Raw genomic sequence first — 15,529 nt, forward strand, 5'->3', positions numbered from 1 at the left:
GTCACAAATCAATACAGGCTTGAACCCATCATGCATTCATTTGACGACTATTATTATTTTTATCTTGTGGTCAAACACGGCGGTTTCAGTGCAGCAAGTGATGCCTCGAACATCACCAAGTCTAAGCTTAGTCGCCGTATTTTAGACCTTGAAGCCAAGTACAACGTGACCCTGATTCAGCGTTCAACACGACATTTTAAAGTCACACCTTTGGGACAAGAGCTGTTTGAAGAATGTCGTCAAATCATTCAGCAAGTCGAAAGTGCACACAATGTTTTACTGAAACAGAAAAGTGAACCGCAAGGTTTAATCAAGATCAGCTGCCCTTCTGTGATGATGCGCTATCAAGTGCGAAGTTTACTCAATCATTTTTTAAAACAATATCCCAACGTCCAAGTGGAAATGGAGCTGACCAGCCGTCGTGTCGATGTCTTGCATGATGACATTGATCTTGCCATTCGGACCAATTTTAGTGCCAATGAAGACTCGAGCATTGTGGTCCGTGATGTGGTCAAAACTACGCACTGTTTGGTGGCCAGTCCTGATTTGCTACAAGGCCGTGAAATTCAATTTGCCACCGAGCTGAATGATTTTCCAACACTCGCACTGGGGGTACAAAAATCCGATTATCAATGGTTATTGCATCATACCCAGAGTGATGAACAGATCGTGATTCCTTTAGAACCACGGGTCAAAAGTAATGATGTCGCAGGTGTGTATTACTCGGCTCTAGATGGACTCGGCATTGCCAACCTGCCTTACTTAACGGTAGAGGCAGATATTGCTTCAGGTCGCCTGATTCACATTTTGCCCGACTGGTGTTCCAATATTGGAACCGTACAGTTGGTCTATGCTTCACGTAAAGGACAACGTTTAGTCATGGAAAAACTGATTGAGCATTTGATTCAGGGTTTAAGAGACTTTGCCAGTACCAGCAAGGGTTACCATCTCTAGAACCGAAAAGAACCCACATAAAAAAATCAGCCACTTGGGCTGATTTTTTACAGGTATCATGCTCATGACTTAGCACAATGCAACCATCGAGGTGACTTAGATTTTACCAACCAAGTCGATTGACGGCGCAAGCGTTGCTTCACCTTCTTTCCATTTTGCAGGACATACTTCGCCTGGGTGTGCATGCACATATTGTGCTGCTTTCACTTTGCGTAATAGTTCAGACGCATCGCGACCAATACCGCCAGCATTAATTTCAATAATTTGAATTTTACCTTCAGGATCAATCACAAAAGTACCACGGTCTGCTAGACCTTCTGTTTCAATCAGCACGTCAAAGTTTTTAGACAAAGTCCAAGTTGGATCACCAATCAATGGATACTGAATTTTACCAATCACATCTGACGTGTCGTGCCATGCTTTATGGGTAAAATGAGTATCAGTCGATACACCATAAATTTCCACACCCAGTTTTTTAAACTCAGCATAGTGATCGGCTAAGTCGCCCAATTCTGTTGGACACACAAAGGTGAAATCAGCAGGATAGAAAAATACGACAGACCATGTGCCTTTCAAGTTTTGCTCAGACAACTCAATGAATTCACCATTTTGGTAAGCTGTTGCATTAAACGCCTTAACTTCAGTATTGATTAAACTCATGTATTCGTCCTCAAAAGATTTGTGAGAGTGCTTAAGTGATGAAGCAAGAATACGCACAAACCAAAAATTGGTAAAACAGTAAGTTTTTATTATTTTTATCGGATTTTTAGATTAAATATTTCCCCCTCACGCTGTTGCCCGATTTTCACCATCTTGTGACCTAAATGAAAACCTTTCGATTTTTCAAATCGAGCTAATACAGTCAAATCTAGAGTCAAGCAGTGGAAAATCTATGATTTGGGAAGCCATTTCAGAGCCTTGATGTTCAATAAAAATTGAATTTAAGCCGTTTCGGTCTGCCCGACCTGATGATAAGCACGATTAAAATAAACCAAACTTTGCTCATGTTGGCTTTGTTGAATCGCGACAATACGGCACATAAAAACCGTATGTGTTCCAACTTCTTGAATGTCATCAATTTCACAGTCAAAATTGACCAAAGCATCCTTTAAAACAGGTGCGCCCGTTTCTAGCTCTGTCCACACACCATGTTTGAAACGCTCTTCAGACGTCATTTTAGATGCAAAGACATTCGAAATATGCTGATGTTGTGCACCTAACACATTCACCGATAAAATTTTATTGTCGACAAAATGTGCATGTGAACGCGATGCTTTATTCATACAGACCAATAATGTCGGTGGTGTATCCGTCACACTGCATACGGCAGATGCTGTGAATCCATGACGATCAGCCATGCCTGCCGTAGTTACGACACTCACTGCACTGGTTAACAAAGACATTGCATCTCTAAAGTCTGTTGCTTCAATCATCATTTTATTCCTCAGTAGAACGGACACATGCTTTGACTCAGATAAAAGCTACCCATTTTATCAAACAGGTAACCCTTTCACATCAAGCGCTTGCTGCGTATGAAGCCGAAAGTTCTTTACGAATAATTTCTGCACCTGCGCTTAACGCATTCAGCTTACCACGTGCCACTTCACGTGCTAAAGGTGCCATGCCACAGTTGGTAGATGGATAAAGCTTATCTGCATCGACAAACTGAAGCGCCTTACGTAGTGTATTCGCAACTTCTTCAGGTGTTTCAACGGTGTTGGTTGCCACATCAATCGCACCGACCATGACTTTTTTACCGCGAATCAGCTCAATCAGATCCATTGGCACACGCGAGTTTTGACATTCGAGTGAGATGATATCAACTTTAGATTGTTGCAGTTTAGGGAATGCTTCTTCGTATTGACGCCACTCTGAACCCAAGGTCTTTTTCCAATCGGTATTGGCTTTGATACCATAGCCATAGCAAATATGAACCGCAGTTTCACATTTCAGACCTTCAAGTGCTCGTTCAAGCGTTGCAACACCCCAATCATTCACTTCATCAAAGAACACATTAAATGCAGGCTCATCGAACTGAATAATATCCACGCCAGCAGCTTCTAGTTCTCTCGCTTCTTGATTGAGAATTTTGGCAAATTCCCAAGCCAGTTTTTCACGACTTTTATAATGACCATCATACAGCGTGTCAATCATGGTCATTGGGCCAGGAAGCGCCCATTTAATCGGCTGATTTGTTTGGCTGCGTAAAAACTTAGCATCTTCAACAAATACCGGCTTTTGACGGCTTACTGCACCTACTACTGAGGGTACACTCGCATCATAACGATTACGGATACGAACTGTTTCGCGTTTCTCAAAATCAACGCCATCCAGATGTTCAATAAACGTCGTCACAAAATGTTGGCGGGTTTGTTCGCCATCACTAACGATATCAATGCCTGCATGTAGTTGTTCTTGTAATGACAAACGTAAAGCATCTTGTTTCGCTTCGAGTAATGCCTCACCTTCGAGTTTCCAAGGTGACCAAAGTTTCTCAGGCTCGGCAAGCCAAGAAGGTTTCGGTAAACTGCCCGCAGTTGATGTTGGTAATAAAATGGCCATTTTAAATCTTCTATCTCTATGTTCTATTTCAGGTAAATTAAGCAGTGTTGCTGTTTACGGTGTAATTCGCAGCCCATTGTTCAAGGATGTCTTGATAAGGCTTAATAAAGTTCTCTTCCGTCCATTTACCTTGCTTAACCGCGAGCTGACCACGTTCAACACGGTCATAGACAATTTGTGTTAAGGAGTAATCTGGATACTCTAGGCTGGCTTGATAGACTTGGGACGCTGATGAATTTGCATTGTAAATTTCAGGGCGATAAATCTTTTGGAAGGTTTCCATGGTGCTAATCGCACTAATCAATTCAAGATCGGTGTAATCACGCAGTAAATCACCTGCAAAATAGAATGCTAAAGGCGCAGCGCTCCCTTTCGGCATAAAGAAGCGAACCTGTAAGCCCATTTTATGGAAATACTCATCGGTACGTGAATATTCATCTTGTTTATACTCAACGCCTAAAACAGGATGCTCATTGGCAGTACGGTGATACTTCTTCGCTGTTGAAACACTCAAACAAATCACAGGCTGTTGATTAAACTCTGCTTTAAACGTCTCTGAGTTCACCAAATATTGATACAGCTTGCCATGTAGATCACCAAAACCTTCAGGTGCATACGACTTCGAATTCTCTTTATTATGTTCTTTCAGCACCACGCTAAAATCGTAGTCACGTACATAAGATGAGAAGCTATTCCCAATCATGCCTTCAATACGTTGATGGGTGTGATGATCTGTAATTGTGCTTTTCAGCATTTCAATGATAGGGAAAGCTTGACCATTCCCCTCAATGTCTAAATTTGCAGAAATAATATCGATTTCAAGCGAATAACGATCACCATTCGGGTTATCTGTTTGTGCTAAGGCATTGAAACGATTATTAATCATACGAAGTGTATTACGTAGGTTCTGCTCACGGCTTTCACCACGCGCCAAGTTAGCAAAGTTCGTCGTTAGACGTGTGTTATCTGCTGGTTGATAGTTTTCATCAAAACGAATGCGTTTAATTGAACATGCAAACTCTGTACTCATGGCGATCTGTTACCCTATATTTCTGCGATAAAACTGAATTTCTTTCATGCTCTTTCTAGACTGTCCAATTTTCTTGTTGGATCTTTCTAGCAAATCATCTTTCCAGCCTTCTCATATTTTTCTGAGCATCAGGCTAAGAAGCAACGATGAATATGATCTATCGTTAAGAGCGTGGTTTAATTTATACCTGAATGATCACATGAATAAAAATGATTTAATCTCACACCAAAGTGAACTAAATTCATGTTTAGAAATTCTGTCGCTTTAACAATGAATTGTGCGTGGATAATTTTTTGTGGATGTACGAAAGGAAAGAATGAAAACATCAAGCCCTCGTGCGTGAGCTGTGAAAAGTCATGATATTGCTCAATCAACGTCATCAACACGCTACATCTCTTTTTTAATTATCTATTTAAATCAGAAACTTAAAGTCATGAGATGATTATTAAAATATTAGATAAAACAGGCAATTCAATGGTTTTGTCTGTGGGAAAATTAAGAGTGCAAGCTTGGTTTTGAGTTCTTGTATTTATTAACTTTGGCTCCTCTTTCTGACCTTGGCTCTTCCTCACAGAATCAGGAAATTTAATATCTTTCCTATCACCAATCAGAATGAAAAAAACAAACATTCGGTCGTTATATTAAAAACAGCTCACCTATATCAAGTAAAACTAAATAATCATCTCATGCATTTTTTGCATAACTGAATTAAAAATTGCATTGTCGTTTTTTTAAAAAAAAAGTAACACTTGCCACAGTTAAATCCCCAATCGACGATTTAGCACTCAATATCTAAAGCAATGCCTCTATAAATTGATCAACATGGAATGTCATCAATGCCTTGCTACATAAGGCCAAAAGTTGATGAAAAGAAGATTAAAAGAAGGAACGATAAGTATGAAGCAGAAGAAACTACTGAAATATATTCTGATTGCCATGATCTCTGGAATACTGATTGGATGGGCTTTTCATAGCACTTTAACGACTGCACAAACCACAGAACTTGCCGCCTATTTTAAAATAGTGACCGATGTATTCTTAAGATTAATTAAAATGATTATTGCACCCTTAGTTTTTGCAACAATCGTTTCTGGTCTTGTCTCAATGGGAAAATCCTCTTCTCTGGGATCAATTACCTTAAAGGCCATGAGTTGGTTCATTGGTGCATCATTTATTTCACTTTTACTGGGTATGGGCTTAGCCAATTTATTCCAACCTGGCGCTGGAATGAATCTCACCGTTCCTCAAACAGCGGTTGATATCGGTGTCAGTGCGACAAGTCTGAGCTTAGAAAGCTTCATTACGCATATTTTCCCGCGTAGTTTTGCTGAAGCCATGGCCAATAATGAGATATTACAGATTTTGGTTTTCTCAATTTTCTTTGGTTCCGCACTTGCCTATGTTCAACATCATAGTGAAGCGACCGTCATTGGCAAAATTATTGATGAACTCTGTAAGGTGATGTTCCGAATTACAGATTATGTCATGGCATTTGCACCTATCGCCGTTTTTGCAGCCATTGCTTCCGCGATTACCATCCAAGGCCCTAAACTGATTATCGATTATAGTATTTTCATTGGACAGTTCTATGTGGGATTACTGGTGCTTTGGACTCTCCTGATTGCTTTCGGCTATATCTTCTTGAAAAAAGATATTTTTAGATTGATGCGAATCGTGCGTGAACCCACCATGTTGGCCTTTGCGACCGCAAGTAGTGAATCGGCTTATCCAAAGACCATGGAAGCTTTGGATAAATTCGGTGTGCCTAAACGTATTACCAGTTTCGTTCTCCCTTTAGGTTATTCTTTCAACCTCGACGGCTCGATGATGTATATGGCATTTGCCGTGTTATTTATTGCACAAGCCTACAACATTGATTTAAGTTTTTCCCAGCAAGCACTCATACTCTTTACCCTCATGATTACGAGTAAAGGAATTGCAGGTGTTTCACGAGCATCCATTGTGGTGATTGCCTCAACACTGGCCATGTTCAAGCTTCCTGAAGCCGGTATTCTATTAATTTTAGCGATTGATCAGTTTTTAGATATGGGTCGTACGGCAACCAATGTGATTGGAAATAGTATTGCAACTGCCGTGATTGCACGCACTGAGGGCAATAAAGATGAGCTTACGGAGCAAGAAGATATTATGGTGAACAACATTCCTCCCGTAAACCAATTGGCCGATAATAGTTAGAACTATTTATAGAGAAAATAAAAGGTGATTTTTAAATAGTAAGTAAAGTCCTTTATTTACTATTCATAAAATCACCATATTTATTATTAACAACGATTAACTAAAATAATTCATAAAATCCAATTATTTATTTTTCTGAATTAAAATATTCCAAATATAATTAATTCGATTTGAAAATGACATTTCTCGTTTAACCAGATAGACATCTTGAAATAAATAGTACTGCTTACCATCCAGTACTTTTAATTTATTTTCTTGGATTTCTCTTTCAACCAATAATTTAGGCAGCCATGCCACACCTAAACCTTGTAATACCAACTCTTTTAAATCACCTGCATTATCCGTCTCATATAAAGTTCTATAATCCAACTTATTTTCAATCGCTTCATCCACACAGTTTCTTAAATATGCTTGTTTACTATAAGACAACAAAGGAAATGACTGATCGAGTGAATATTTGGCAGTCCCGTCATGATCTAAGGCCGTCACCGGGAGTATTTCCATTTCAACAATTTTATGAAATTCGAACAAAGAACGATCGAATTGTTCTAATGTTTTTTGATCACAATAACTGATTAAAAAATCACACGAGCCATCTTTTAATAAGCGCATCCCCTGTTTGAAATTTGAGGCAATAATTTCCAATTTTAAGTCCGTCATATCCATAGATAACTCATGAATAAAGCGGGGGAAAAACTGGGTAATGAGCGAGTGTGACACTGCAAACTTGACGGTTAACTCATCATGTTTCACATTCTTTTCTAAATATTTTATTGTTGTAGTGAGTTGATTTTGTATATTTTTTGCCGAAGCCAGTAAAACTTGCCCCGCTTCTGTGAAATCAATATTTTTACTATATCTTTTCAAAATTTGGAAACCCAATGAGTTTTCAATATTCTGAATTCTGCGCGTAAAGGCAGACTGCGTGACATGTCGTAGAGCTGCTGCTTGAGATATCGATTTTTCTTGCTCTAATGCAAGTAAATCTTCAATCCATCGAATTTCTAAAGTCATAACTCATTCTTCACTCATCCTTTGATCAATTATAATCTATTATGCAAAAAATGCATGTAGTAATATATTTTTACATTAGAAAAAAAACCGTGCACACTTTAATATCGATTTATTCGAGATTAGAGTCTATTTAAATGAACATTAAGATTAACACACGCGTTGAAAAGGATTTATTAGGACATAAAGAAATTCCTGCTCATTGCTATTATGGTGTACAAACTTTAAGAGCTTTAGAGAACTTTAATTTAAGTCCAAATAAACTCAATCAATTCCCTGTTTTTATTAATGCCCTTGCAATGGTTAAAGCTGCATGCGCAGAAGCCAACTTTAAACTCAATAAACTTGAAGAAAATAAATACAATGCTATTCAGTATGCATGTGAACAAATTATTAATTATAAATATCATGACCAATTTCCAATTGATATGATTCAAGGTGGTGCGGGAACATCCACCAATATGAATATCAATGAAGTACTGGCTAATATTGGATTAGAACATTTAGAGCATTTAAAAGGCGAATATCAATATTTACATCCAAATAATGATATTAATATGTCTCAATCAACCAATGATGTCTATCCAACAGCAATTAAAGTGGGTTTAATTTTTGCAATAGATCAATTGAATAGCCCGTTTCAAAATTTAATTCAAAGTTTTAAGAATAAATCAGATGAGTTTTCGCATATCTTAAAAATGGGTCGTACCCAATTGCAAGATGCCGTTCCAATGACCTTGGGTCAAGAATTTGGCGCATTTGCAAATACCTTACAAAATGATTTAAACAAGCTCAATGACATCATGCCGTCTGCTTTAAGTGTTGTAAATTTAGGCGGAACAGCTATTGGAACAGGGATCAATACCGAAGTTAAGTATCGTGAATATGCCATCGCAGCATTGTCTGAAATTACGCAAAAGCAGATCAACAGTTCACCTGATTTAATTGAAGCAACCTCAGATATGGGTGATTTCGTTTTATTATCGAGCTTCTTAAAACGTACCGCGACTAAACTCTCAAAAATTGCCAATGACCTGCGTTTGCTTTCTAGTGGCCCTCGTACTGGTCTGAATGAAATCCATTTAGAACCGCGTCAACCAGGCAGCTCAATTATGCCTGGCAAAGTGAACCCAGTTATTCCAGAAGCAATGAATTTAGTGTGTTTTCAAGTGATTGCAAATGATTTGGCCATTACTTTGGCGGCCGAAGCAGGTCAGCTACAGCTCAATGCGATGGAGCCGTTAATTGCTTTTAAACTGTTCGAATCGATCGATTTGTTAGGTAAAGCGATGCAAATGTTCCAATACAAATGTATTGAAAACATCCGTGCCAATGCTGAACACTGTCAGGCCAATGTAGATAATTCAATTGGCATTATTACTGCACTCAACCCATATTTGGGTTATGAAACAACGACTCGTATTGCAAAACAAGCGAATGAAACTGGTCAAAGTGTATTGGCTTTAATTAAAGCTGAAAACCTATTGTCTGATCAAATTTTGGCTGATGTGCTATCGATCAAAAATATGGTTCATCCTCAGCAATCTTTATCATGATTTATTAGCATTTCGTATTTTTAAAAAGGGATCTCATCAGAGGTCCCTTTTTATAGAGAGGAAAAGTATGCTATGTCACTCGTATTAACTGAACATTTTTATTCTATAAAGCTCTTTTTTAAATACCAAATTTGCCTAGTCATAAAAAAAGAACTTGATATAAATCAAGTTCTTTTTCACTTCATACAATATTTACATATTATACAAGTTAGAACGGATATACCCACCAAAAACACATAATTATTTATATTACAACAACTTAAATTAAAATGTTAAATTTTTTGTATTTATTAAGACAAAATATTTAACATTTTTAACTTCCTTTACAAAGAATTATGAAAACTTTGATTTGCCATAGTAAATATAGAATAATTATGAAATGAATGTGAACTAAGGCTTAACCATCTATTGTATCTTGAAAAGCTTTTCTAAAATTTTCACCAATATCTTTAGAATGGATATAAATTCCTATTTCATGATAAGGATCTGTTGCATTACTCACAGATGCATTAGATGACAACCAATTAAGACTGCTAATAACAATATCATTATCATCCCAAACAAGAACCTTAGAATGACTTTTCTTCCTAGGATTAATATTAGGTGTATGTAGTTGAATATCAATTTTGTATTCAGGCTGCTTAAGTAATTCTCTTAATTTCAATTCATCATTGTGAGTAAAATTTTCAGATTTTTCTGAAAAAAATACTATTTTCTTTGCATTATGGTTATTTTTAATTGAATCAAAAATTGGCTTTCGAGAAACATTACTTAATTTGTCACTTGTAATGAGAATTAATTTTTTAGCGTTTACTTTAGCCTTTTCAACAAGGCTATAATGCTGATTCTTGTAAACAATTGCTAAATTAGCAAATTCAGTATCATTAGATTCTCTTTGATTAAATAAGAGCACATCCTTAGCCAAATCAGAAAAATAATTATACAAATCATTAGAGTGAAAGTCTTTAGCACTGCATAGAATACTAGATATCCTTAAAAAATCATGAACTATTTGATTATTTTTAATAATTACAGAAGCCTCAAATCTATCAAAGTTACTATAGAAAAAATTACATGAACCTAATAAAAGACTTGGGCCCCATTCATTATGATGTGTAATTATAAATTTAGAATGAGAACCAGTTTTTTTGTGATCATTTAATTGAAGTGGAGTAATATTTTCAAGAGTACATTCTTCATTGAATCTATCTAGTAATTTTTCAATTCTATAGATTTCATCTAAGGATTTTACTAACTTAATTTGTGAGCTGTCATCAACATCTAAATCATCAGCGTCTGGCTTATCCTTACCAAATAATATAGTAACTTCAACTCCTCGTTTAAGAGCATTTTTTAATTCAAAACCTATTTCAGTCCATTCAAGTAATTTTTTATTATATAATGAACGTTCTGAGATAAAAGTGGAGTGTATTACCAAGTATTTACTAGAGTTTCTTATTAAATCTAAAAATATAATTTTATGATCATCACCACCATATATAGTTCTAATATTTTCAGCACTCGTTTTATAAAATTTCAATAATGGCTCTTTAGAATTTAAAACAAACTGATTTATATTTGATTCTGATCCAGAAGTTATGGTTTTTTCTTTATTAAATTCTAAATCATTAATAACTTGATCTGCTAAAATAGAAAATTTAAGTTTCACCTCATTAAGTAATTCAAGTGTAAAAATATTTGAATAGTCTTCATTAAATTCAATTTTTTTACATTTTTTATCAAAAATCGTATCCAACAAAATATATCTTGTTTCATTAAGTGTTATATTCCCACTAGTAAACTCTAAATCCTCAATATGCTCTCCAGAATAAGTTACACACTTTTTAACTGCTTCGGTATCAGGAAAACATGATTTAAACGGTAGATTTAAGAATTTTATCTTAATACCATCCTCTATTAATTCTTGTATTCTAAGAAATGACTCAACTCTTAGTGGATTGTTTTTTAACAACCCATAATACCTATTACCAATAGGATCAAAAACATAATCTCTGGTTCTATAATACTTTTCTGAAAATTGAGGTATGGTATCAAACTCTGAAATATATTTTCCTAATTTAGTAATTGTAAAAACATATGTATTTTCTATTGGTATGATTTCCACCCAATTATTTGATACAAAAGGAAGAACAATTTGAATTACTATTTGACGTTTCAAATTAGAATATTGTTCTAATATTTCTAATGATACTGATGAATCTGCAATTCTCCTTAAAAATAATAAATCTAACACTGACCACTCAGACTTTCTTGTAATAGTAAATTTATTTTTTCCATAAAAAAAAGGAACAGCTAATTTTAAATCTTCATATCTATTATATTTCATTATTAATTTCCATTCTCATTAAAAAAGTCTTCAGTACTAACAAAATCACAGTACGCAGGAGGAAAACTACTTAATAGGTTACTAAGTCTTTTTACAAACTTTTTATCATCTGCATTTGTATCATTTGATAGCTTTTCTTGGACTTCAGACTCATAATAATCAACAGTTTTTGCCCAACTCTCAAATAAACCAAAACTTCCCACTAATATTAATTTAAATTTAGCTCGACTTAACAATACATTCATTCTCCTTTGATCAAGTAAAAATCCTAGACTTTCTCTAATAGATGATGCATTATTATGTCTTACTAAACTAACTATAATAATATCAGCTTCATCACCTTGAAATGAATCAACTGATTTACAAATTTCATCAGAATTCTTTAAATCGAAACCTTCTGGTAATATATTCTTAGGAATTCTAGCATTAATAAAATTTACTTGCTTTAAATAAGGACTCAGAACTTGTATAGTTAGTTTTTTGTTTTTATATTTTTTAACACTATTATCCTTTTTTAAAATTGAAAATATAGCTTTTATCAGGTCTACTTCTTGTGAATTAATATAGTTATCATCAAAATTACCTTCTAATTTTTGGTGATCATTTTTATAAGGTACATCCAACCATAGAACACCTTTTGTACTGGTCGATAGTTGTAATTTTTCTAAATATTCAAAGTAAAATGGATTAGGATCACTAAACTTAGCTTGCAATTCGTGATAAGTTTCAAGCTCTGAATTGTACACCGTTTTTGAAACAATGTTTGCTATATCTGGATGCATTCTATGCTGAATATTAACTCTCTTACCAAAACTAGGCTGTTTTCTCTTATTTAACTCTTCTGCTTTTTTAGTAAGAAATTTAAATAGTCCAAAATAATCTTTAGAATTTTTTTGAAGTTTTAACTTTGAGTCTAAGCTTATATTGAGATCACTTTGATCCTGATTAGTATCACCTAAAATTTGATTAAAAAGAGGAAACTTAAACTCACCATCCTTCACTTCATCAATAACATGCCTTATATTTGAAATATCAGAATCTAAAATTTTGTTTATAGATCTTTCTAAAAATGGAGGTAATTGCATATGATCACCAATCAAAATTCTTCTATGAGACAACATTAATGGGCTAATAATTTCTAGTCCAGATGACTTACCAGCCTCTTCAAGAATAGAAAAATCGAACTGTATGTTATTATCAAGTAAATTCTCAATAATCTTTGAATTTGAAGTGGTAAACAGTATATTAGCTGCTTTTAGTATTTGCTCGAAAAAACTCCCCCAATCACCATTTTCATTTATAAAATTATTTAATTTATTTTTAAAATCATCAGTTTGATTCTCACAACCATCTTTAAACATTTGGCTTCTTTTAAAATCATTAATATATGGCTTTGTTACACGACTACTAATTTTAAAGTCTTCATCATCTTGATCTTTACTTTTGTTATTGAAAGCATCAATAATAATTAATTCCTTATCAAATTTGAGTTTTTTTACTTCATTATATAAAATATTAACTGTTGCATGACTTTGGGCTGTTAGTAATATTTTACTATACGCTTCATCTTTAAAAATTTGATTGATTAAAGCTGTGATAAGGAAAGTTTTCCCAACACCAGGTGGCCCTTGCACTATAAAATTTGGTTGTGTCTCAAGAACTTGCTTAAAAATTTCTTTTTTCACATGATCTAGCTCTTGAAAAGACTCATGAAATTCATGTGTATAATTTATCTTACTTAGACTATCAATAGGATTTACAATACTGTTGACCAAAAGTGTTTGATTCGCAAGTTTTACCAATGCTTTACTTTTTCTTCTAAAGTTTATTTTATCTCCTTGAGTATCTCCTGCCATAAGAGTCATTGAATCTGACAATATATTTTTAATATTATAATCTTTTTTTGCTCGAAATATATAAACTTTTCTTGCATAGTCTTTTTTAATAAACTCAAGTTCAATCGGGATTGATAAATCATCTACAATATTATTTTTTTTATTTCTAACTAGCACCCACTTTTGAATCTTTTCATCCTTAATAAAATCATCAAATCTTTCTTTAAACGGTTTAATTTTTAGTTTCTTCGATAAAATTTTATTATTTATATCCTCATTTAATTTTATTAATATATTTGTGTGAGTGGAACTATTATTTTTTTCAACTTCAGCACAAACTTGGAATAAGTTAGCTTTATATAAGCCGACTTCAACAGCATATGAAAATAACAACCCCTGATAAAGTTCTTGAAGATTATCTGAATATTTTTCATTATTTGGAAAAATTTCAAAAATGTTTACCCATGATTCTGTATTTTCGAAACTTCCTCTTCGAGTGTAGAAGCCATTTGCCACCTCAACTTTTATTTTTGCGAAAACTTCTATTTTATCATTTTTCACAAATGATGGAAGCACTGGAAATACATTTTCTATATATCCATAATCCCATGTAAATCTTTCTTCATCCTCTTCAAAGTATTTAAATTTACCAACTTGATATACTAGTTTTTTCCCAACTATCAAATAAAAAGTATTATTTCTAATTGTACATTTATATACTATTAAATTTTTAACATCCAAATCATTTCTTACAAAATTCAATACTTCATCTTTACTTGGTTCATAATCTAATTCATTCATTATACTTTCTCGAATAATTTTATCTTTCGAGTTTTCTGAATCGAAATGAAGTAGTAAGATATAATCTTTATTTCTAGTCGCACTTAAATCTAATGAGGATAATTCTTTGATTATTGAAGATATAGAAATTTCTACTTTCTCCAAATTAATATTATTAGAAATTGAATTATAATTCATTAAATTATCTATAAATTTTTTTTCTTTACTACTAAGATATGAGTCATTTATTTCGGTAGTCTTTATGTCTAATAATTTACAAATAAGGTAGCTTAGCGCAAGCCAATCAGACCTAAAGCTAGCAAATGGATAAAGTTTCCTCTCAGTAAGTATTGGATCCTCTTTTTTTAATTGATATAAGCATAATGTCCATTCAAAACCAGAGAGTTTAAATCGCTCAGAATCATTTTCCACATTTAAATCATAAATAATACTTTCGCAATTAATATTTCTATGAATAATATTTTGATCATGTAAAATTTGAATAGCTCTTGAAATTCTTAAAATATTTTTCCAAAATATTATTCTATTGTGACTTAACATTAAACTTTTTTTATGCAACCAATGTTTATTTCTAGATATAGTTCTTATATCTCTCTTTTCAATATTTACTCTACTTTTCAAATATTCAGATAGAACTCTCGATGTATTTGCATCTTCATAGAAAATATAAAACCCTTTATCATCATAATGGGCACTTTTTAATAATTCTAAATAATTGTTAGCCTTGGGATAGTTTTGTATTTTTAATATTTGTCTAATTTCATGAATCCACATATCTCTTAATGCTTCACTTTTTTCATTTTTTAACTCCCATATTTTTACTCTTTTAACCTCATCTCCATCCATATATTCTACTAAGCTTACTCTTCCAGCCTGAGTATCATTCGAATAGATTTCAAGCTTATCTTCTATGTTACAAATTACCATAATATTATGATTATCCAAGAAATTATAAATATACCAAGTTGAAATTCTAAAAAATTTTTTCTCATTAAGCAACTTATAAATTCACTCTAATTTCCACAATTCTTTAGAAAAAATTATATTTATATTCACTTTAAATACACATAGAACATTCCATTTTGATAATGTAAAATTTGACTCTAGTTCTTCTTTGTATCTTAAAAATTAAAATAATTTAATTAACATATTTTATCCTTTCAATATTTGTTTTTTCATACCTATAGAAAGGGTAATACCCCCATTTTAATTGAGTTAATGAGTAGAAAACCAAAGT

10 protein-coding genes are annotated in these 15,529 nt (G+C 33.6%); 3 read left to right on the forward strand and 7 right to left on the reverse strand.

The annotated features are described in order from the left end of the window. Positions 1-30 precede the first annotated feature (30 nt). A complete protein-coding gene (locus F986_RS02480; protein ID WP_004691630.1) occupies positions 31-954 on the forward strand; it encodes a LysR substrate-binding domain-containing protein in 924 nt (307 codons plus the stop codon). Between the two features lie 96 nt (positions 955-1,050). Here F986_RS02480 and ahpC read toward each other — a convergent pair whose 3' ends face one another. The 4 genes from ahpC to F986_RS02500 all read right to left on the reverse strand — a co-directional run bounded on the left by ahpC (position 1,051) and on the right by F986_RS02500 (position 4,546). Next, complete coding sequence (gene ahpC / locus F986_RS02485) at positions 1,051-1,614, reverse strand: alkyl hydroperoxide reductase subunit C (protein WP_004691631.1); 564 nt, start codon at positions 1,612-1,614, stop codon at positions 1,051-1,053. A gap of 281 nt (positions 1,615-1,895) precedes the next feature. Beyond that, the gene (locus tag F986_RS02490; protein WP_017396908.1) at positions 1,896-2,387 is read right to left on the reverse strand and encodes a flavin reductase; all 492 of its coding nucleotides are present in this window, start codon (positions 2,385-2,387) and stop codon (positions 1,896-1,898) included. Between the two features lie 82 nt (positions 2,388-2,469). Further along, positions 2,470-3,516, reverse strand: a complete 1,047-nt coding sequence (locus F986_RS02495; protein WP_004691635.1) for a methionine synthase — start codon at positions 3,514-3,516, stop codon at positions 2,470-2,472. A 37-nt stretch (positions 3,517-3,553) separates the two neighbouring features. Then, the gene (locus F986_RS02500; protein ID WP_004691637.1) at positions 3,554-4,546 is read right to left on the reverse strand and encodes a DUF1852 domain-containing protein; all 993 of its coding nucleotides are present in this window, start codon (positions 4,544-4,546) and stop codon (positions 3,554-3,556) included. Between the two features lie 897 nt (positions 4,547-5,443). On the opposite strand from F986_RS02500, the gene F986_RS02510 reads away from it, so the two are divergent. Further along, entirely contained in the window at positions 5,444-6,742 is a 1,299-nt protein-coding gene (locus F986_RS02510) for a dicarboxylate/amino acid:cation symporter (RefSeq protein WP_004691639.1), read from the forward strand. A 123-nt stretch (positions 6,743-6,865) separates the two neighbouring features. Here the strand turns inward: F986_RS02510 and F986_RS02515 are convergent, their stop codons facing one another. Beyond that, positions 6,866-7,756 (reverse strand): LysR substrate-binding domain-containing protein, encoded by an 891-nt coding sequence (locus F986_RS02515; protein WP_004691641.1) that lies wholly within the window; start codon positions 7,754-7,756, stop codon positions 6,866-6,868. 134 nt (positions 7,757-7,890) lie between these two features. Here F986_RS02515 and F986_RS02520 point away from each other — a divergent pair, with 134 nt between their 5' ends. Further along, on the forward strand, positions 7,891-9,309 hold the full coding sequence (locus F986_RS02520) for an aspartate ammonia-lyase (RefSeq protein WP_004691643.1): 1,419 nt from the start codon (positions 7,891-7,893) through the stop codon (positions 9,307-9,309). Positions 9,310-9,706: 397 nt separating this feature from the next. Here F986_RS02520 and F986_RS02525 read toward each other — a convergent pair whose 3' ends face one another. Together F986_RS02525 and F986_RS02530 are read right to left on the reverse strand one after the other, a co-directional pair. Beyond that, positions 9,707-11,656, reverse strand: coding sequence for a phospholipase D-like domain-containing protein (locus F986_RS02525; protein WP_004691645.1), 1,950 nt, complete (start codon positions 11,654-11,656; stop codon positions 9,707-9,709). Positions 11,657-11,658: 2 nt separating this feature from the next. Next, complete coding sequence (locus F986_RS02530) at positions 11,659-15,291, reverse strand: AAA domain-containing protein (RefSeq protein WP_227555148.1); 3,633 nt, start codon at positions 15,289-15,291, stop codon at positions 11,659-11,661. Positions 15,292-15,529: the final 238 nt, after the last annotated feature.

Source organism: Acinetobacter johnsonii CIP 64.6 (genome assembly GCF_000368045.1).
GTDB classification, from domain to species: domain Bacteria; phylum Pseudomonadota; class Gammaproteobacteria; order Pseudomonadales; family Moraxellaceae; genus Acinetobacter; species Acinetobacter johnsonii.

Bases quoted from the DNA above. Each gene is read 5' to 3' on its own strand.
- F986_RS02480 (WP_004691630.1), top strand. From the start codon at position 31: ATGCATTCATTTGACGACTATTATTATTTTTATCTTGTGGTCAAACAC.
- ahpC (WP_004691631.1), bottom strand. From the start codon at position 1,614: ATGAGTTTAATCAATACTGAAGTTAAGGCGTTTAATGCAACAGCTTAC.
- F986_RS02490 (WP_017396908.1), bottom strand. From the start codon at position 2,387: ATGATTGAAGCAACAGACTTTAGAGATGCAATGTCTTTGTTAACCAGT.
- F986_RS02495 (WP_004691635.1), bottom strand. From the start codon at position 3,516: ATGGCCATTTTATTACCAACATCAACTGCGGGCAGTTTACCGAAACCT.
- F986_RS02500 (WP_004691637.1), bottom strand. From the start codon at position 4,546: ATGAGTACAGAGTTTGCATGTTCAATTAAACGCATTCGTTTTGATGAA.
- F986_RS02510 (WP_004691639.1), top strand. From the start codon at position 5,444: ATGAAGCAGAAGAAACTACTGAAATATATTCTGATTGCCATGATCTCT.
- F986_RS02515 (WP_004691641.1), bottom strand. From the start codon at position 7,756: ATGACTTTAGAAATTCGATGGATTGAAGATTTACTTGCATTAGAGCAA.
- F986_RS02520 (WP_004691643.1), top strand. From the start codon at position 7,891: ATGAACATTAAGATTAACACACGCGTTGAAAAGGATTTATTAGGACAT.
- F986_RS02525 (WP_004691645.1), bottom strand. From the start codon at position 11,656: ATGAAATATAATAGATATGAAGATTTAAAATTAGCTGTTCCTTTTTTT.